This window comes from Kitasatospora sp. MBT66 (genome assembly GCF_000710405.2).
Lineage (GTDB): Bacteria > Actinomycetota > Actinomycetes > Streptomycetales > Streptomycetaceae > Kitasatospora > Kitasatospora purpeofusca.
Window position 1 is genome coordinate 51,899 of the sequence record NZ_JAIY01000011.1, and the last position, 18,856, is coordinate 70,754.

The window sequence follows — 18,856 nt, forward strand, 5'->3', positions numbered from 1 at the left end:
TCTGACAGTGCGTCGGACCTGTTCGCTTCCATTGGTTCAGCGCGTCTCTGTAATACTGGCATTGGGGGAAGATTCTTCGCGTCATCGAATCCGCGAAGGAGATTAGCCAATGAGCAAGAAGCGTCTGAGCACCGCCCGCAATCTCGCGCGCACTGCCCTCTTCAGCGGCGTCCGGGGCATCGCCTACGGCACTGGATCGGTCCTTGCCGGGCTCCTCGTGTGGCTTGTCAAATCCACCTTCTGAACGAATTGATAAGGCGGGCGCCGGTTCATCCAGGCGCCCGCCTCGTTTTGCGAAATTCAACGTTCTTGGATCCATTGCATCAGCGAAGAACGCACATGCGGCGGACTTGCCGTTTCAATTCCTGTCTGGAACTGACCGGCCGTGCGGAATCTGGGTAATGCTGCAGGGGGTTTCTCCGGTGCTTCTGGCCTGCTTCGGCCAGCGTTCGGCGTGGAGGAGGCGCACGACCCACCAGGGATCGTCCTCGGGCGGGCCGTGCTTCTCGGCGCGGCGCAGGGCTCGGGCGGTGGGCAGGTCCAGGCTGAGGGGCCGGCGCTTGTCGGTGCGGCGCCGGCGGTCGCAGGGCGGGCATTCCAGGCGGTCCGGGCCGGCCCGTTCGTCGAGTTCGTGCTCGGCGTCGTGAGTGCCACCGAGGGGGCCGTGGCAGGTGTGGCAGGGGTGCAGGGCGTACCCACAGCCGGGTGGTCGAAGGTCTTGGGCCGCAGGCCGAGGGACCTCACACCCTGACTGCGCCACATCTGCTCGAACTCCTCGCTGACACTGCGCAGTTCTGCGACCGTGGCGGCCATCCGGGGATCGTCGGGGTGGTGGCCGGCGGCCAGCCGCAGTGCTTCGACCGCGCACTGCGCGACGCCGCGCCAATCCGTGTAGAGCGCGCGGGCCGCCGGGTCCAGGAAGAGCGAACGCAGGACCTGGCGGCGGTCCGCGAGTGGCGAGAGCAGGGCATCGGCCAGGGTGTTGGCCGCCAGCACTTCGAGGCGGCGGTTGACGACGTACGCGACCGCGGCGGGGAATGCCCCCATCAGCTGGAGCAGGGCCGGCGCCGCGCTGTCCGGCGCGTCGGCGGCCTCGGTTCTGGGCAGCAGGCCGGCGAGGCGGTAGGCGTGCCAGTGGGCGTCGGCGCTCAGGCGTCAGAGTGGACAGACCCGCCGTCGGCGTGCGCGGTGGCGGGGGTGCCGGCATGGAGAAGGGCAGGTGCCGCGGGTCGCTGCCCTCCGAGGTGACGACCCGCGGCACGTTCGGTCACCCCTCTACGGGGTGGTCACTTCGCCTCGTTCCAGGCGGAGGCGGCCGGCGTGCCGGTGTTGGCGGCGAACACGGATTCGTCGAGGTCGATGTCGGCGTAGAAGACGCCCAGGTCGTAGCCGTCGCCCTGGGTGTTGACGGTGACGGTGATGGAGGTGTCGCCGTTGCGCAGGAACGGGGAGACGTTCCAGCGGTTGGTGTCGTAGCCGAAGTTGTTGCGCGGGGCGGGGTTGCGGGGGAAGGTTCCGCTGGATCCGGGGGCGCCGACGGTGGAGTTGAAGGCGTCGTCCGCCGGGTGGTCGGCGTCGGTGAACCGGGTGAGCGGGCCGTTGGTGGACTTCACGTCCAGGGTGTCACCGGTCCACTTGTGGTCGCCGTCGTAGACGACCCAGCCGAGGTGGCCGGTGACCGGGCCGGTGGCGGGTGTGCGGATGCCGTTGAGGGTGCCGGACAGGGCGGGGCTGTTGGGCAGTTCGGGCTGGAAGCCGTCCCAGAGGTGGACGTGGCGCAGCGGTGCGCAGGGGTCCTCGTAGGCGATGGCGATGGACCAGCCGCCCCAGCTGTGGGGCTTGACCACGGAGTCCATGTTCGCGCCGGTGTAGGTGCCGGTGCCGTGGCTGCGGACGAGGTCGGTGATGTCGGCGGAGGCCTGGTAGCTGCTCTCCTCGTCGGTGGTGATGTAGCCGATGGACGGCTGCTGGTTGGCGATGTTGGTGTAGTCGCCGTCGCCGGGGAACTTGAGGTAGATCTCGTCGATGCGGTCCTCGGGCAGGACGGTGTCGCCGATGCCGCGGGTTCCGCCCCAGTAGAGGCGGGCGTACTTGACGGTCGCGCCCGGGGGGAGGCTGAGGTCGGCGGAGCTGGCGGAGTAGATCGGGTCGCCGAGCGGGCCGATGGAGCCGGGGTCGATGTTGACGTACTTCATCTGGTAGTTGTTGTTGATCGGTCGGGTGCCGGCGCCGGTGCGGGCCTGCTCGCAGGGAGGCTGGGTGGGGTCGACGGGCGGCTTGGTCTCGTCGCACGTCATCAGGGCGTTGCCGATGTGGGTGACGGAGCCGTGGAATTCGCCCTGGAACCGGGTCGTGAAGGGCAGCCGGTTCTCGATGATGGTCGTCGCGGCGCGGTGGCCCCGGGCGGGTTCGGTGCCGCGCGAGTGGGCGCTGGGCGCGGCGAGCGCGCAGGTAGCCGAGGCGACGGCGACCGCGACGGCGAGCGTGCGGCGGGCAGAGGGGGTGGTACGGGGATGTGGCAACGGGTCCTCCGGTGCGAGGCGCTTGCGGGAATGGCCTCCACAGGAGCACGATCCGGACCGTTGATCGGCCGATTCCCCCGAACGAGGGCGCGCCCGGCACCGCGAGGCCGCCCCCAGAAAGGCCTGTGTGTGATCGAACAACGCCACGCCGCCGTCCACTGCGCCAGGGCCGAAGCGGTGACCGTGGACCGCACCAGGACAGGCAGGCCGCTGGCTGCGGACCGGCGGTCCGCAGCCGGCGGCCGCCCGGTGCGCAGCGCGGCTCGGCGCCACACTGGCCGGCCGGCACCCTTTTCTACCGCGACCACGTGTTGGCCGACGCCGTCCACGAGCAGTTCGACCGCCGCGCCGCCATCGCGCCCCTGGTCAGGGACGAGCCGTCGCTCGGCCCGACATCGCCTTCGGCATCGCCGCCACCACCGCGGTCGAGGACCGGTTCGGCAACCACCTGCTCCGCTGCCAGCGCGACGACCGGAGCTCTCTGCTCACACCTCTGCCGGATTTCCCGCAACCGAAAGGCGGTGCGTGATGTCAGTGATCAAAGCCGACCGGACCTGGCCACGCACACCTGAACGACACCGGCAGGCCCCGGCGCGCCCGCCGGCCGGTCCCCTTGCCCCGTACGGTGCTGAACGAGCTCGGCCGCGAACCGCCCGCCTTGGTCGCGAGGAGGGAAGCCGCCACCGAAGGCGGCCGGGCCAGTGGCGCGGGCGGCGCCAGGGCCGCCCGCCGACAGCACGGCACGAGGACGCCAGGGCGCGTCCGTCCGGTGGCGGCCGACCGCAGGTGCGCCATCACCGGAGCGGCCCCGCCCCTCCTGCCCGGGCCCGGGAACGAGCACTCCGGCGCTCCCCCGGATCAGTGCCCGCGACGCAGCCACCTGGCCGCGAGGTGACCCAGGAACAGGTAGACCACGGCGGGAATACCGTAGTTGAGCAGGGTCCGCAGCCATCCCTGGGAAGGCGTGAACAGGTCGCGGGCCCATGCGGACAACCAGTCGGCCGCACCACGGACCCACCGCGCCAGATCGTTGGAAGGATTCGCGTCCAGCAGGTACAGGACGATCCACAGGCCCAGGACGCCCGCGACGACGTCGGCGAGGACCATGACCGCGCGGGCCGTACCCGCCCCTCGATATCTGCCATTCATGACCGACGTGTAGCCGCAATCACGCGACCAAAACCGAAAAACCACCAACCATGTACCACCACAACGAAGTTGCCCGAAGCGCATCGAAGGGCCCGCGACAGGGTCCGCAACGAGCCACCACAGCGGGCCCACCGCGCCAGCCATCCCCGGGCAGGGCGCCCCCACGGGAGCGACCAGCAACGGGCCCGACGCCCCAGGACGATCCGCACGCCCAACCGGCCGGAGCCCGCGGCAGAACCGGCCGCGTCCGAACAGTGCACCCAACGACCGCCCCGCTTCCTCCCCCAGCAGACCGGACCCTTCCCGACCCGGCACAGGACGGCCCCGCAGCCTGCGGCCGCGGCAAGACCGAGACCCTCCAGGCCGACGACGGTACTCCGTGCACGGAAACCGGCGCTCGCTCGGCCGGCGGCCGGCGCGAGGAGCAGGCGGCCTGTGCCGACGACCTCGGCGAACGCGCCGTGCGCGAGGCCGCCGTGCACCAGCAGCCCGGCCGGCGGGACCGGCACCCGCAGGGCCCTCGCCGACCGCGTACCGCCACCGGAACGTCAGGGCCTTCCCACCCACCGTGCCGTCGGCCCACAGGAAGATCTACGGCACGCCCCTCGGCGGGCAGGCCTCATGACGCCCGATCAGCCGCAAAATTTCCTGCCCTCCGGACCCAGGAACAACACCACCACCCGTGCCGGGAAACCCCTCCCCCGCAGCACCGACACCCCCGCGCCCGCGCCCACACAACGTCAAACACCGACCCGACCGGCCCCGCAGAGGCCGCGCTCCCCGCGAAGACAGCTCCACCGCCCGGTGACACCGGCCCGGCACCGCACCCGCCGACCGCCACCTCACCCACCGCGCAACCGCTGCCCCGCCGCCCCGCCCCTCCAAAGAGCCGGCAAGAACCGCGCACCCGGACAGCAACCCTCACCCTTGCCCAGCCGACTACGTACCACCATCGGCAACCGGACCACAGCGCGCCGGGTGGACAGGATCCGCCCGGGCCATGAAGCCCTGCCCGCCACCGCACGAAACAGCCCCCGCCCGGGTCGGGCGGGGGCTGCGACGAGCGGTCCCGGCATCAACCGTCCCGGGTTAGCGCGGGGTCCGCTCCCGGTGCGGGCCGAGGCCGATCACGCCCTGCGGGGCCATCGACGGGCAACGGCCCGTCACCGATCACCGTCCCCCGATCATCGCCCACCACCGGCGATCGGTGCGACCAGAGGTGTCAGAGGAACTCGATGGACACGGACTCCACGTTGCCCCAGCCGCAGTAGGCGTTGGTGCGGGTCGCACCGGTCACCACGCTGCTCGTCCCGGACCCACCGAGGGTGCAGTAGACACGGACACGCCACTTGTAGGAACCGCTGGTGGTGCACTGCCCCCACCCGTTGGTGAGATTCTTGCCCGCCTTGCACGAGGGCCCCAGAGCGGAGGGCACCGCGTCGCGGGCGACGGCCTGGGCGGGCACCGCCACACCCCCCAGCGCCAGCACCGCTCCCATTCCCAGTCCCGCCACCGCTGCACGCAAACGCATGGTCACTCCTTCGGTTCGTCGGAAGCTCGAACAGGACGCCAGCCTGGACGAACGACCCCACCGCGGACAATGCCCGTCGCTGTCCGGGACACCGATTGCAGTGTCCGGGCCGGTCAGGGCCCTGTCCGGCCGTGTCCGGGACCCGCTCGGACCCCGCACCGGACCCGGGCACCGCCCGGCGCCCTTCGTCACAACGAACCGCCGGCCGATCACAACCCGCTCCCCGCAACACCCGCGGCCCCCGCAGACCCCAACAGTGCCGGGCCCACCGATCCGGACACGCCCGATCCGGACACGCCCGATCCGGAAGGACCCGACGGCCCGGTACGGGAAGATGCACACACTGATGAGCACGGCGTTCACTCAGCGTGCCGCCCAGCGGTCAGCGGATCGGACCGAGGAGAGGCGACGGTCAGCGGCGACCGCCCAGACGCGCCGGGCCGAGCAGGTACAGGCGATCCAGGAGTTCCTCGCCTGCGCCCAGCGCGCCGAGCCGGCCGCCTACTCTCGCCCGCAACCGTGGGGTGCCGACGAGGACGGCTGGATGTCCGGGGCGCAAGCCCTGATGACCACGCTCTGGACGGCTGATCGCGGAATCGCCCTGCTGTGCGACCCGGACCTGGAGGGCCCGGCCCGCGCATACGCACGCGCACTCAACCAGGCGGTCTGGCGGGAGATCGGTGACGTCGAGGTCAACGAGCACCTGGAAGAGCACAAGAACGCCTTCATGACTGCCGCCCGGGCAAGTCTGGCCCGCATCTGACCGACCACCCCGGACTGCTGGTATCCACTGAAGCCCAACGACTCCAACGGCGACGAGTAGACCGCCTCAGCCTTCACCGCAGGTTCCTTGCGGATTAAGCGCCCACCGGGATCGGTGACCTCCTCGTGGCGCCGGGCGCGTGCGACGCCGGGTACGGGCGGCCCCGGGCCCAGTCGGCCGACGCGGCCGACGCGGGCGACAGCGGCCGGAGTCCGCTCCCGCCGTGGAGCGGTCAACCGGCGGTGTCCACCAGGAACGTCTGACCGGCTGCCCCCGTGCACCGCTGCTGGGCGATCTCGGCACCCTCCACGTGATCGTCACCGCCGTTGGCCCCCAGACACATACCATTGATCACCACACGGATCCGGAATCCCTGCGCCGGGGAGCGGCCGACAGGTTCGAAGAAGAAATGCTGGCTGGTGCGGTCAGCCGAACAACTCTCCCAGGGCCAGGGCTCGAACAGACCCTCGACGACGTGTCCGCTACCGAGCGCCGTGAGACAGCCGTTGCCGTGGACGGGATGGCTCCACTGGATGAAGAAGGAACCGGCACGGCCCACGGGCACCAGCGACACGTCCGGCGGCGCGGCACCGGCGCAGTCACGCTGGACGGCGATCTCGCTGCGGTAGCGACCCTCACGGTCATGGCCCTCACTCACACACAACCGCGGATCGACAGCCGACCGGATACGGGTAAGACCCGGCAACGGAACGAGGACCGAGGAGGCACCGGCCCCACCCCCCAACGAGTCCGCCCCGCCACCCCGCCCCCCGGGCACCAACACCCACACCACCACACCCGCCACCAGCAGAACAACGCCCACGCCAGCCACAATGACCCCCCAGCCCGCACGGACACCGCCCCGAACGCCACGGCCCGCGGCAGCCCGTCCGACGGGCGGTTCCCCCAACCCGTCGGACGGCAGAACACCGCTCGCGGAAGCCGACTCGCCGACGGTGGCGGGCGAAGAAGGCGGCTCGGCGCGCGCCAGCCTGTTCCTCGCCTCCACCCAGTCAGCGGCGGCCGCACCCCGTCCACAGGCACGTACGAAAGCACGGACCGTTTCCGGGCGCGGGAGCGAGTCCCGCCGCAGCATGTCCGCCACAGTGCTGCGCGCCAGCACGTCCCCGCCCTGCCTGGCGTTCGCCTCCAACTGCCGCAACGTCAGCTTGGCCTGTTCCTTGAGTTGCCGCAAGCAGTCGACGAACTCGGCGGCGCTGACGGCCTCATGCGGCAACGGATCGCGTGTTCCCATGCCGCACCATCCTCGTCCCGGGCACGGCCGTCGACAATCCGCGAATGCGCCAATACCCGGCGCCGCGGCGAACGGGCGGCCGTGACCGACCGTGCCAGTCGTGCCACGATCAGCCGTCGATGACCAGCTCGCGCAGGCCCACGATGCTGCCCCCCAGGTAACCAGGCCCCACGCCACCGCTCAGCCTACGGGGAGGTCAACGGGCTTCCACTGCCCCACCGCGGATGGCCACCACGACGCCCCTGGCACCGTTCTTCTCCGGACTGAGGCATGTCTCGGAGACATGTACGAACTACTTCCGCATCCAGCGGCGGGGCCAGGTTCCCGCTGAAGGGCAGCTCTTGAGGAGCTCGCGGCGCGCTGAGGTCAGCGTTCGGAAGCGTCGTCTCCGCGGACCTGAAGGTCCGGCTCTCCGCCTACCTGACCGCCCAGGAGCGACCGGTCGAGAGCGTCCAGGAGTTCGTCCTGTGCCGTCTCGTCGGGGCTTCAGGTTTCGTAGGTGCACCACCAGCAGCTCAGGACCGTTCACCGCTGCGGCCGGCATCCGCTCCGGCAACGCCCATGCCATGGCCAGCCCCAAGCTCTGGTGAGACATCACCGAGTGTGTGGAGAACCACCGACCTTCACGTGGAGCCGTGCTCGCCCCGACCCCCGCCGTCACCAACCTTGGCCACGCTCGTCGTCAGGCCGGACCAATCCGGTCGGGGTGGCCGCTCCGAAGAATTATGCCCGGCAGCGTTCGCCAGGTGTGCCGGGGCAGGAGACGAACCCGCACTTGGGGGTGCAGAACGTGAGTGCCGGTCCCGCTACAGCCGATCCCGGGGCCCACCGCCGCCTGACGTTCCCTCAGGGCCAGCGGGCGAAAAGCCGGGTGGGCGTAGCGTTCACGCGCCAAGCCCTTCAGGACTGGTTCCCCGAGCTGCCGCCTCCGGCGGAGGCGGACGTGGTGATGGTGGTGGCGGAACTGCTGGCCAACGCCACGTGCCACGCGGGAGGCCCGCTCGCCCTGGACTTGGGCGCCGCCGCGGACGACTCGGTACTTCGCATCATGGACGCCGGGTCCGGGTGAACTCGGGGAGCAGCCGCCGTGACATGCTCGGAGCATGATGGACCACAGGCCCGCCGCGGCCCAGCTCGACCACTGCCCTCCACCCGGGGAAGACCCGGAGGCGGGGCTGGTCCGGGAGGTACTGGCGGCCCTGCCCGGCTCGGTGCTCTTCCTGCGGCCCCGGCACGCCCCACACGGACCGGTGGTGGACTTCCTGCTGGAGGCCGCCTCCCCCCGGGCGGTCGACATCGCCGGGCGCCGAGGCCCGGAACTGCTCGGGCTGAGCGTTGTCGCCGCCTATCCGGGCATCGGGACCACCGACCTGTGGCGCGCCTACCTCGACGTGCTGGCCGGCGCGGACTCCTACGAGGGGGAGGTCGACTACGAGGAGAACACGGCCGGCATCCCGCACCGCTCCCGCTACCAGGTCCGCGTGGCGCGGTGCCTGGGCGGGCTGGTCGTCTCCTTCACCCGGCTGGACATCAGCGAGCGCGAGCAGCACCGTCTGGCGCTGATGCAGAGTCTGGGCCGGATGGGGTGGGTGGACCGCGATCTGGTGAGGGGCCGCATCGTCTGGTCCGAAGAGGTGTACGCGATCTTCGGCCGGGACCCCGCTCGAGGCCCCGTGCCGCTGGAGGAGCTCGCCACCCACGCCGAGGGTGACGATCGTCCGGTGATGGAGCAGGCGGTGCGGGGCCTGCTGAAGGCCGGTGAGCCGGTGGACCGGACCTTCCGCATCCGCGTGCCCGGTCAGCAGGTGCGCCATGTGCGCATCATCGCCGAGACGGAGAACGATGCGGCGGGCCGGCCCGTCCGAGTCCATGGACTCTTCCAGGACCTCAGCGCGGCCAAGGCGGCCGAGCGACAGATCCTTCACCAGAAGCGCAGTGCCCTCGTCCAGCAAGGCCAGCTGGCGGCCGAGCGCGACCTCGCGGCCCGCCTCCAGGAGACCCTGCTCCCAGCCCCGCAGCAGGAGCTGACCCTGGCCGGGCTGGCTGTCGACGTCGCCTACCTTCCCGTCCAGGAGGGGCTCAGGCTCGGCGGGGACTGGTACAGCGCCGTCGAACTGCCCAACGGCAACGCCCTCCTCGTGGTCGGCGACGTCGCCGGCCACGGCCTCGACTCGGTGGCCACCATGGCCCAACTGCGCTTCACCGCCAAGGGCATGGCCATCACAGGCACCCCACTGCCCGAGATCCTCGCCAACCTCAACACCCTGCTCCTGCACACCTCCGGTCAGCACCTCCACACCGCCACCATGATCATGGCCGTCTACGAGCCCGCCACCGCCCGCCTGACCTGGGTCCGCGCCGGACACCCCCCGCCGCTGCTGGTGCGCGACGGCCGAGCCCGCGCCCTGCCCACCCCTCCGGGCATGCTGCTGGGCGCCGTCCACACCCCCCGCTTCGAGGCGGCCACCGTCGACCTGCTCCCCGGCGACCACCTGCTGCTCTACACCGATGGTCTGATCGAGCGGCCCGGGGAGTCCATCGACCGGGGCATGAAGCGCCTCGCCGCCACCGTCGAAGCCACCGACCTCGCGGCACCCCGGGCCCTGGACGGCCTGGTCCCCGCCTTGGTCACGCCCCAGGAGCGCCGCGACGACATCTGCGTCCTGCACCTGGCCCGGTGACCGGTCCCGCGCGTCAGGGGGTGGGTTCCGGTGCCGCGGTCTTGAAGACGGTGCCGGTCCCACTGGTCTGCGGCAGTCGCGGGACCTGTTCACCGGGCGCCACCAGGCGCAGGTCGACACCGGTGTTCCCTCGCCGGGCACAGCCGCCTGCCGGACCACCTGTTACCGGCTCCCGGCCTCGGCCTCCCCAGCTCGGGCGGCGGCCGCCGCCCCCAGCAGCAGCCAGCCGTCGACCTCCACTGCTCGTCGCTCCCCCGGTCGCCACCCGCGGGCCAGCGCCACGTCGAGCAGAGCCCGGACGGCACCTGGTTCGTGCAGGTTCAGCTCTGCCCCTGCCCTCTGGGCGAAGCCCACGTCCCCGGAGCCGAACGGCGCCCCGCCCGGGATGTACCGGCCGGGCCCGTCGGCAAAGACGATTCTCAGCGGGCCGCCGGCGCCGGCCGTCTGCGGGGACAGGGTGAGGACCTGGCGGCAGTCCACGGACCGGCCGTCATCGTCCCTTCGGTGGCTGTGGCGCATCGTCCACACGTACACGTCCTCGTCGGTGACCAGTCGGCGAGGCTTCTTCGAATGGCGAGGCACGCATCCGAGGGTACGCGGCGGCCTGTACCGCACGACACTCCTGGTGGTGGTCACCGGTCGTTGATGGCGGTCCGCACGCGGGTGTCGGTGCGCGGGGTGCCCTCGGCCCGCGCGTCTACTGCGGGGCAAGCGACGCGACCAGCTCGGAGGCGGCCAGCAGCCGGACCGTGCCCGCGTCCAGGGCCGCCCGGTGCAGCGCGTACGCCTGGGCCCCGGCGGGCAGGGCGAGGTCGCCGCGCAGCAGGAACGCCGGCTGCGCGCCCGTCAGGTCCACGGGGCCGGTGTCCGGGTCGGTGTCCGGGGTGCCGATCCGGGCGGCGAACGCGGGGATGTCCTCGCCCGCGCGGCGCCGGTAGCCGTCGGCGGTGCCGTCGAGGTGGCGCACCGCCACGGTGCGGCTGCGGGCGGCGGCATGCCAGAGGGCAACCTCGCCCAGGCCCACGCGGGCGCCGGAGGCGAAGTGGTCGGTCAGGTGCCGGCCGAGCGCGGCCAGGGCGTCGGTGTGCCGGTGGACGGCGTGGTGGGTGCCGCTCCCGCCCTGGACGACGTCGAGCCAGCGCAGGGTCCGGCCTGCGACGTCCAGGACCATGGGGATGCTGGCCTTGGCCGGGCTGGTCAGGTCGTAGCGCTGCTCGACCTGGCGCGGGTCGAAGACGGGGCCGGTGGTGCCGGCCTCGTCGCGGACCATGACACCGGCGAACGCCTCCGCGAGCCGGTCGAAGGGCACGTTGTTGTAGCTGAGGACGACGGCGACGACGTAGCGCACGCCGGCGGCGGCCAGCCGGTCCAGGTCGAGGTCGGCGAACTCGCTCGCGCCGTCCGGGGCCGGGGCGCCGGTCAGGTCCCCGGAGTGGACCGCCGCTTCCTCGGCGAAGCGCAGGCGGGTGTAGTGGCAGGTGCCGATGTGGTTCCAGTCGGCTTCGAACATCGCCGCGGCCAGGTCCAGGTCGGTCCGACCCGAGATGTCCGACTCCGTCCAGTGGACGAACAGGCGCAGCGTACCGTGGCCCAGCCGACTGCGTCCGCCGACGGCCCCGTCCCGCGAGGCCGGCGGCGCAGTGGTGGTGGAGAACGGCGAGCCGAGGCGCTCGGCGGGCAGGAGACGCTCCGCGCGCGGTTCGTCGAGCGCGCCGTGCGGGTGCGAGAACGGCTGGGACAACGGACGCCGCGGACCGGAGTGACCACTTCTGGCTGACAGTCCGTCACTGGCCCCGAAGCCCTGGCCCGCCCGGGCCGGGCGGCGCGGAGCGCTCCCGCGCCGGCGGGTCGGGCCCGCTGTTTCAGGCCGCTGCGGCCAACAGGTCGGCGCGGCCGAACAGCAGGGCGTAGCCGCGGGGCAGGTGGGTGAGGAGGCGGTCGGTGAGGTGGTCGCCGGTGTGGGTGGTGAGGGCGGTCAGGACGGAGGAGGCGTCCCAGCGGGCGGCGGTGAGGCTGGTGTTCAGGGTGTGGGCGAGGGTTTCGACGAAGGCGGGGGCGGTGACGGGCGTGGGGAGGGGGATCTGGGCGGCGAGGACGGCGCGGGCCCGTTCGGGCAGGGCTGCGGCGAGGTCGCAGCGTTCGTCGCCGGTGAGCTGGGATCCGAGGACGGCCAGGACGGCGTCGAGGGCGCGTTCGGCTTCCTCGTCGGTGGGGTAGCGACCGAGGTTGCGGACCTGCTGGAGGAGGTGGCGGTAGGGGGTCATGACCGTGGAGCCTTCCAGGAGCCGGCCGATGGGTGGGCCGGCGGCGTGCGGGGGGGCGGGGTCAGGGGCGCGTCCCTGCGGTCGGGCGGCCGAACAGCAGGTCGTAGCCGGGCGGCAGCTGGAGCAGGACCTGGTCCATGAGGTCGTCGCCGGCGGCGTCGGCCACTGTGGACAGGACGGCGCCGACGTCCCACAGGGCCGTGGCGTCGGTGGCGCCCTCGATCCAGGCCGCGGTCGCGCGCACGAACCGCTCGGCATTGAGGGGCGCGGCGGCCTGCAGCGGGTTGAGCAGGATCAGGGACATGGTCTCGGGCAGTCGGGCGGCCAGTTCCGCCCGCACGTCGCCGACCAGGTGGGCGCCGAGCAGGGCGAGAACCACCCGGGCGGCCCGCTCGGCCTCGTGCAGGCTGTCGTACTCACCGCGCTCCCGGACCTCTTCCAGGAACGCCTCCCATCGAAGCGTCATCGCAGTTCTCCCTCCGTTCCGAGGCCCGGTGCGCCCGGGTGATCTCAGGGCTCGACAGCCAGGCGCCGGTGCAGACCGGTCAGCTCGAGCAGCCGCACTACGCAGCGGCCGGCCCCGTGCAGGACCAGGCGGGCGCCGCACCGGTCGGCCCGGCCCTGGGCCCGGACCAGGGCGTCCAGGCCCGCGCAGTCCATGAACGTCACCTCCGACAGGTCCAGGACCACCTCCCGGTGCGACTCGAGGGCGGTGGCCAGAGCACGGTGCAGCGAGGGTGCGGCGTCGAGGTCGATCTCGCCGTGGGCTCGCACGATGAAGGGCTGGTTGCTGTTCTGGCCGTTCATGGCGTTTGCGCGTCGCTGCGGGTAGGCCGGTCCACGTGGGCCGGACCGGCGGTCGAGGGGTGTTCCGGCCGCCTCATTCGATCGGGGGGGGAGATCGGGGGCGGCCGGGACGCATCGGGGAACGGGTCAGGCCTGGATCTGCTTGCGGCTTCCGCGGTGGCTGATCTCGATCTTGCGCGGCTTGGCCTTCTCGGCGACCGGGATCTTCAGGGTCAGCACGCCGGCGTCGTAGTCGGCGGTGATTCCGGCGGGGTCAAGGGTGTCGGAGAGCATCACCTGGCGGGAGAACACGCCGAGAGGGCGCTCGGACAGCTCCCACTTGATGCCCTCGCCCTCCTGGCGCGGGCGGCGCTCGGCCTTGACGGTCACCATGTTCCGCTCGACGTCGATGTCGATCGCCTCCGGGTCCACCCCCGGCAGGTCGAAGCAGATCACGTACTCGTCGCCGGCCCGGTAGGCGTCCAACGGCATCGGTGTCGGACGCGACCAGGTGCCGGACGTGCTGAGGAACTGCTGGGTCAGCCGGTCCAGTTCGCGGAACGGGTCAGTGCGCAGCAGCATTGCGAAACACCTCCATGGATCGAGTGGGAGCCAGTGCGCTTCACCTGACTCCTTTCTAGCGCGTCATCCATCCGATGACAAGATGGAGTGTCGCCTGTAGAGTGACTGTATGAGCGAGAAGTCCCGCAGAGCCGCCCCCGACGCCTCCCCGCCGGTCGAGCCCGTCTCCTTCCTGGCGGCCGCGGCGGCACTGGCCGCCATCGATGACGCCGTCCGCACCGCCCAGAACCCCGTGTCCCGGCCCCCGGCCGCCTCCGACACGCGGGAAGGCCCCGATCAGGCCCTGGCCGCACTCGTCCTGCTGCGCGAGTTGCGCGGCCGCCTCGCCGGCTGGGAAGCCGGCCTGGTGGAGACCGCCCGGGAGGCCGGCGCCACCTGGGCCGACCTCGCCCACCCCATGGGCGTCGCCAGCCGCCAGGCCGCCGAGAACCGCTACCTGCGCCTCAAGCCCGCCGCCGCCGCTTCGCCGTCCGGTACCGGCGCCGAACGGGTCAAGGCCGTCCGCGACCGGCGGGCCGCCGACCGATCGGTCACCGTCTGGGCCCGCGAGAACGCCGCCGAACTGCGGGTCCTCGCCGCCCGGATCACCACGGCCGCACTCGCCCCCGACGCCCGCCCCGCCCAGGCCGCCCTGACGACCGCCCTCGCCGCCACCGACCCCGCCGACCTCATCGAGCCCCTCACCGCCGTCCGCCCCCACCTCGGCACCGGCCACGACGACCTCGCCGCCCGCCTCGACACCCTCACCCACCACACCACCCAGCTCCGCGACGACAGCGACCGACGCCGCGCCTGACCCCGCCGCCGAAAGTCGCCGGCAGGACCTCCGCGATTCCAGTACACCTACGTCAGCCAGGACGGACAGCCGCCCCTCCGCGTCCTGCTCGCCCCCGAGCCGTGAGTGCATCACCCTTCCCGAGGTCGCCGACCCCGCCGCCAGCGAGCCCGCGTACTCCCCGCGCAACCGCACCGCGACACAGGCCACGGTGTTCACGGAGCCCGGGTGCGACGGCGACTTCTTCACCCTGCGCCCGCTCACGGGCCGCGGCAGCGCGAGCCGGTTCGCGATGGCAGAAGCCGTCCTGGTGCTGGCCACCGTCGCCCAGCGATTCCGCTTCGAAGCCGTCACGCCAGGAGTCCCACCACACGCCGCGCTGTCCCTGCGACCCGCCCGACCGATCCGGGCCACCGTGTGCGAACGCACCCGGGCCACCTGACACCGCCCCAGGCCACTCACCGCACCGCAGACCCCGGCCCCCACCAGGACGGGACAGCTCTGGCAACCGGGGTCCGGTTGCCCAGCCGCAAACCGCCCTGTCACAGAACACGCCGATACGGTCACTCCTCACCTTCCCCAGGTGCCCTGCTCGGGACGCCGGTCCTCGCCGACCGCGAGCGCCGTCCTCACGTGGATCTGCGTCGGCCCCGACTCCCGGGCGAACATGTGGCTGGACCACGCGGCGCTGCCGGAAGCGGCCGCCGGCGAACTCGTCACCGTCCTCGCCCGCGCCGGCCTCCACGAACGCGCGATCACCTGCTGGCCGAACTCGCCCTCCTCGGGGTCCGCCGCGCATCCGACACCGCCACGCCCTGGACCTCACCGCCCGGGCCGCCGACGCAGGCCTCGACCTGCCGATGGCGGACGCGCTCTGCGCGGCCGCCGCGCACCGCCTCGAAGCCCCGCTGGTCGCCGCCGGCCTGTTGTCCGCCGAGACGCCGTAACCAGGCCCGGGCCCACCGGATTCACCCACCCGCGCGGAGCCGGGCCCCTGTGAGGGTTACCGGCGGGGTGCTCGCGGACGGCGTCGGGGGCGGACATGTCGGACCTGCCAGTGCGTGAGGCCGGCCGGTGGGTGGTGAAGGACAGGTGTCGACACGCAGCGTGCACGAATGTGTCGGGCGGAGACCGCGGGCGCCTTCGCGGGAGTGTCCGATCCGGCAGGGACCGCCGCGAGGCGCAGCGTCGTGAGCGACGGGTTGGCGGCGGCCCGCGCCCTCAGCTGCCGGGCGAGCCCGGCATAGGTGCCTTGTCCCGATCGGCTCGATGCGTCTTCTCGTTCCGGCCGGGGCACCCCGGGTGGAGGAGCCGGCCGGCGCTCACCGAGAGGGCGGATGTGTCGACGGGAGCCGAAGAGCGGGAGGGGCCGGGACGGGCCGAACCCGGGGTGGGGGTCGGACGGGGCCGGTCGGGGCGGCACGGCGAGGGGTGGGCCGGATGGCCTGCGGCCGCTGGGCAGGATCCCGAAGGGCACGTGGACGACTGGGAGCCCCTTCGCGGCCCACCACTCCCCGACGGTGAGGGGCCGCGGACGGGGAGCGGGGAACTCGACGGGCTCGGGCACACGGGCACGGTGGTAGTACCTCGGCGGCTTCTTATCCTGTTCCGCGGGCCGCGGCACCGGTGGAGGAGGGGCGTTCCTGCGCCGGCGGTAGGCGGCCTGCCGGCAGGAGGAGCTGCAGTACAGCCGGGGGTGTCCCACCGCCTTCTGGACGAACGGCGGCGCCGTGCACCCCGCCAGCGCGCACCGGTGGACAGGAACGACGTCCTTGACGGCCCGCCACACCTCTGGCGAGAACCTGGGGCCGGCGCCGTGCAACTCCGTCCTCAGCAGGGGCGCCAGCTCACTGGTCCGCAGCCGCTCCAGCAGGTGGCTGATCAGCGTCGTGAGCCGGTCCACCGACAGCCCGTGGCGCCGGGCCAACTGCTCGGGGGGCGCCTGGCCGAGGTAGTGCAGGAGGATCGTCCGTTCGGCGGGCGCGAGGTGCCTGCGCAGCGCCCGCCCCAGAACGTCCTCGCCGACGTACCGCCCCACCGGGTCGTGGTCGGGCCCGTAGCGCCTGTGCCTCACCGCTGCTCCTCCTGCCCGGTCCCGCCGTCCGCCGCCGCTCCCCCGGACACCGTGTCACCGCCCCCGGCGAGCGCCGGGTCCGCGCCGCCGGACCCGGGAAGACCGGGCTGGGGCTGGGGCTGCTGCGCCCGGGACGCACGCTGCGACGCGACCAGCATGGCGGAACTGGTCTCCAGGATCTTTGGAAGGTCCGCCGGACGGGCCCGGCGGACCACCTGGCCCGCGATGCGCCCGTGGACGAGGAGGGCCACGACCACCACCGCAGCGGTCACCACCACCGGAATGATCAGCAGAACCGAGTACGACACAGCGTTGCGTCCTTTCGTCCCAGAACGCCGAAGAGGCCCCCGACGCAGATGCGTCGGGGGCCTCTTCGGCGACAGCAAAAAGCCCGCCGTCACCGGCGGGCCGACAACCGGACACACGGGCATCCGGACCGGACGCGAATTTAGAGAAACACCGGCCCGAACACAAGCGGACCGCCGCCGTCATGAAGAACAGCAGGTCAGAGCCTGCAGAAGAAGTCGGTGACTCCCGCAGGTTCCGTAACACGGCCCCGCACGCCAAGAGTGAACCGCCGCTCACGACGCCCCTCGGGCCCCTCCCGGAAGTGACCAGCACTCATCCCCTGCCCCGGGGCCTCACCTCCCTGGTCCCCGACGCCCGAACCCGCGCCACCCCCGGGCGAGCGCGCCGCCCTCAGCTCCCCCACCCGCACGAGGCGACTGTGCCGGCCCCGGTACTCGCCGCGGCCGCCGAACTGATCACCCCCGGCTCAAGGACCCTGACCCGGCGACCCGGGAAGCGGCCACCGCCATCTGCGCCCGGCTGCTCTCCGCGATCGACGGCGCCACCTTGGGACGGTAGCCGCCAGGGTGTTCCTGCCCCACCCCTGGCCCGACTCACCGCCGCATCCGCTGAACAGCCAGAACAGGGTAGGACTGTCCTGAACATCTCAGGGAGCCAGGGGCAAGCGGTACGCCGTGCCAGCCGTACGGTGGGCCGGTTCCAGGCCGCCTGTCGGTGGTGGGGTCCCAGGTGCGGCGCCGTGGGCGCTGCTGATCTTGATCGTCGGGCCAGGCCCCTGTCCGGCCTTATCCCACCCGAGTCGGTCGCGCAGACCCTCGAGCGTGGCCACGAACACGAGGTGGCGTTGCAGGCCGGCCGGGGCGAGTGGTTCTGCGCATGGGCCCGGGCCCGGCTTCCTGCCGAGCGCGGCCGGCGTACCGGTCGGGGCAGACCCCGGCCACTGCGCGCTCGTCCCGAAGCACCGGCCCGCACCCTCGAACTGCTGCCGCAGCCGCCCCGGGGTGCGGGCCGTACTCGCCGATCGGCAAGTACGGCCCGACGAACCCCGCTCGGCATCCGACAGTCGCGCTCGCGTCACGCAACACGGCCCACCGGACCACGATCTGCCCACGCGAGCGAACCACGCAAATCGGTCACAACCGAACACGGACCCTAGTCGTCGGCGGCGGTCTGCGGGTGGTTGCCGGTGCGGCGGAGTTGTTCGTTGATGCGCAGGGCTTCTTCGAGTTGGTCCTCGAGGATGATGATGCGGCAGGCGGCGTCGATGGGCGTGCCCTGGTCGACGAGGTCGCGGGCGCGCATGGCGATCCGCAGTTGGTAGCGGGAGAAGCGGCGGTGGCCGCCGTCGGAGCGCAGTGGGGTGATGAGTCCCTGGTCGCCGAGGGCGCGCAGGAAGCCGGCGGTGGTGCCGGTCATCGCGGCCGCCCGGCCCATGGTGTAGGCGGGGTAGTCGTCGTCGTCGAAGGAGCTGACGGTATCGGGGGTGTCCGGCCGGTCGGTGGTCGTGGTCACTGCACCTCTTCCTGTTTCCTGTTCGGGAACGCGTGGAGGGGCCCCGGCGCCGTTGCGGCTCCGGGGCCCCGAAGGGAAACTTCACCATCTACCGGCCCAGGGCCGGTCCTTGTGTCCGCAACTCCTCGGGGGAGGAGGGTTGCGGGGATCGCGTATGCGTGACCGGAAACCACCGTCCTTCGTACCTTGAGGGGTCTGCGGTGTCCGCCCGGACGAGGCTCATCTCACGGGCCGGGCGATCCTGATGGCGCCAGCGCCCTCCGTTCTTCCTCTGCGTCATCTGACAACCTGCGAACTGCTCGTACTGCTGTACTGCCACTTGCCGGTGCTGCCTACTGCTTGTCCTGCCGTGGTGGCCGTCCAGGCCCACTGTCCGGTCCGGCAGCCAGCCCCGTCGCCCGTCCTGCTCGACCTTCTCGGCTCGGAACCCCACTGCCCGGACTTCCCCAGCACGCGCGCCCGCAGTCCGGCGCCTTTGCTGAGGCCCTGCGTACTTCATCCACTGGTGACTGCGACTCGACTGCACCTGCGTTCACTGCGGTACCGCTGGTGGCGGCCCCTGATCACTGCGGGCCGCCCGGCCCGGTAGCCGGTCCTGTCGCCGTACTGCACCAACCCTGGCTTCGGAACCCCACAACCGCGCCGACCTGCGA

Annotated in this window: 19 protein-coding genes; 6 read left to right on the forward strand and 13 right to left on the reverse strand. The window is 72.2% G+C overall.

Annotated features, from left to right (window positions below; all coding sequences use genetic code 11):
- Nucleotides 1-109 precede the first annotated feature (109 nt).
- Nucleotides 110-244: a hypothetical protein gene (locus BI06_RS54815; protein WP_255360271.1), complete on the forward strand. Its 135-nt coding sequence runs from the start codon at nucleotides 110-112 to the stop codon at nucleotides 242-244.
- A gap of 56 nt (nucleotides 245-300) precedes the next feature.
- Here the strand turns inward: BI06_RS54815 and BI06_RS52580 are convergent, their stop codons facing one another.
- From BI06_RS52580 to BI06_RS31020, 4 genes are all read right to left on the reverse strand, one after another.
- Nucleotides 301-1,152 carry a hypothetical protein gene (locus tag BI06_RS52580; RefSeq protein ID WP_199523380.1) on the reverse strand — a complete coding sequence of 284 codons (852 nt, stop codon included), beginning with the start codon at nucleotides 1,150-1,152 and terminating at the stop codon, nucleotides 301-303.
- 134 nt (nucleotides 1,153-1,286) lie between these two features.
- A complete protein-coding gene (locus BI06_RS31010) occupies nucleotides 1,287-2,522 on the reverse strand; it encodes a hypothetical protein (protein ID WP_051742299.1) in 1,236 nt (411 codons plus the stop codon).
- Between the two features lie 858 nt (nucleotides 2,523-3,380).
- Complete coding sequence (locus BI06_RS31015; protein ID WP_030394341.1) at nucleotides 3,381-3,671, reverse strand: hypothetical protein; 291 nt, start codon at nucleotides 3,669-3,671, stop codon at nucleotides 3,381-3,383.
- A 1,222-nt stretch (nucleotides 3,672-4,893) separates the two neighbouring features.
- The gene (locus BI06_RS31020; protein WP_149030532.1) at nucleotides 4,894-5,202 is read right to left on the reverse strand and encodes a hypothetical protein; all 309 of its coding nucleotides are present in this window, start codon (nucleotides 5,200-5,202) and stop codon (nucleotides 4,894-4,896) included.
- A 346-nt stretch (nucleotides 5,203-5,548) separates the two neighbouring features.
- Here BI06_RS31020 and BI06_RS31025 point away from each other — a divergent pair, with 346 nt between their 5' ends.
- A complete protein-coding gene (locus tag BI06_RS31025; RefSeq protein WP_233290358.1) occupies nucleotides 5,549-5,965 on the forward strand; it encodes a hypothetical protein in 417 nt (138 codons plus the stop codon).
- A 232-nt stretch (nucleotides 5,966-6,197) separates the two neighbouring features.
- Here the strand turns inward: BI06_RS31025 and BI06_RS31030 are convergent, their stop codons facing one another.
- Complete coding sequence (locus BI06_RS31030; RefSeq protein WP_043473777.1) at nucleotides 6,198-7,220, reverse strand: RICIN domain-containing protein; 1,023 nt, start codon at nucleotides 7,218-7,220, stop codon at nucleotides 6,198-6,200.
- An 871-nt stretch (nucleotides 7,221-8,091) separates the two neighbouring features.
- Here BI06_RS31030 and BI06_RS31035 point away from each other — a divergent pair.
- Together BI06_RS31035 and BI06_RS31040 are read left to right on the forward strand one after the other, a co-directional pair.
- The gene (locus BI06_RS31035; protein ID WP_149030533.1) at nucleotides 8,092-8,289 is read left to right on the forward strand and encodes a hypothetical protein; all 198 of its coding nucleotides are present in this window, start codon (nucleotides 8,092-8,094) and stop codon (nucleotides 8,287-8,289) included.
- 34 nt (nucleotides 8,290-8,323) lie between these two features.
- Nucleotides 8,324-9,901, forward strand: a complete 1,578-nt coding sequence (locus BI06_RS31040) for a PP2C family protein-serine/threonine phosphatase (RefSeq protein ID WP_233290359.1) — start codon at nucleotides 8,324-8,326, stop codon at nucleotides 9,899-9,901.
- 162 nt (nucleotides 9,902-10,063) lie between these two features.
- On the opposite strand, the gene BI06_RS31045 is transcribed toward BI06_RS31040, so the two are convergent.
- From BI06_RS31045 to BI06_RS31070, 6 genes are all read right to left on the reverse strand, one after another.
- Nucleotides 10,064-10,483, reverse strand: coding sequence for a hypothetical protein (locus tag BI06_RS31045; protein WP_233290360.1), 420 nt, complete (start codon nucleotides 10,481-10,483; stop codon nucleotides 10,064-10,066).
- 115 nt (nucleotides 10,484-10,598) lie between these two features.
- Nucleotides 10,599-11,642, reverse strand: coding sequence for a TerD family protein (locus tag BI06_RS31050; protein WP_051742301.1), 1,044 nt, complete (start codon nucleotides 11,640-11,642; stop codon nucleotides 10,599-10,601).
- A gap of 121 nt (nucleotides 11,643-11,763) precedes the next feature.
- Nucleotides 11,764-12,165: a DUF2267 domain-containing protein gene (locus BI06_RS31055; RefSeq protein WP_030394349.1), complete on the reverse strand. Its 402-nt coding sequence runs from the start codon at nucleotides 12,163-12,165 to the stop codon at nucleotides 11,764-11,766.
- Between the two features lie 61 nt (nucleotides 12,166-12,226).
- A complete protein-coding gene (locus BI06_RS31060) occupies nucleotides 12,227-12,631 on the reverse strand; it encodes a DUF2267 domain-containing protein (protein ID WP_030394350.1) in 405 nt (134 codons plus the stop codon).
- A gap of 44 nt (nucleotides 12,632-12,675) precedes the next feature.
- Nucleotides 12,676-12,972 (reverse strand): STAS domain-containing protein, encoded by a 297-nt coding sequence (locus tag BI06_RS31065; protein ID WP_030394351.1) that lies wholly within the window; start codon nucleotides 12,970-12,972, stop codon nucleotides 12,676-12,678.
- Nucleotides 12,973-13,098: 126 nt separating this feature from the next.
- Entirely contained in the window at nucleotides 13,099-13,533 is a 435-nt protein-coding gene (locus BI06_RS31070; protein WP_030394352.1) for an Hsp20/alpha crystallin family protein, read from the reverse strand.
- 109 nt (nucleotides 13,534-13,642) lie between these two features.
- Here BI06_RS31070 and BI06_RS31075 point away from each other — a divergent pair, with 109 nt between their 5' ends.
- Nucleotides 13,643-14,329, forward strand: a complete 687-nt coding sequence (locus BI06_RS31075) for a hypothetical protein (protein ID WP_043473780.1) — start codon at nucleotides 13,643-13,645, stop codon at nucleotides 14,327-14,329.
- Nucleotides 14,330-14,519: 190 nt separating this feature from the next.
- Nucleotides 14,520-14,750 (forward strand): hypothetical protein, encoded by a 231-nt coding sequence (locus tag BI06_RS31080; protein WP_030394354.1) that lies wholly within the window; start codon nucleotides 14,520-14,522, stop codon nucleotides 14,748-14,750.
- 1,628 nt (nucleotides 14,751-16,378) lie between these two features.
- Here BI06_RS31080 and BI06_RS31090 read toward each other — a convergent pair.
- Both BI06_RS31090 and BI06_RS31095 read right to left on the reverse strand, forming a co-directional pair.
- On the reverse strand, nucleotides 16,379-16,690 hold the full coding sequence (locus BI06_RS31090) for a hypothetical protein (protein WP_030394356.1): 312 nt from the start codon (nucleotides 16,688-16,690) through the stop codon (nucleotides 16,379-16,381).
- Between the two features lie 1,153 nt (nucleotides 16,691-17,843).
- Nucleotides 17,844-18,125 (reverse strand): MerR family transcriptional regulator, encoded by a 282-nt coding sequence (locus tag BI06_RS31095; protein ID WP_082558828.1) that lies wholly within the window; start codon nucleotides 18,123-18,125, stop codon nucleotides 17,844-17,846.
- Between the last annotated feature and the right edge of the window lie 731 nt (nucleotides 18,126-18,856).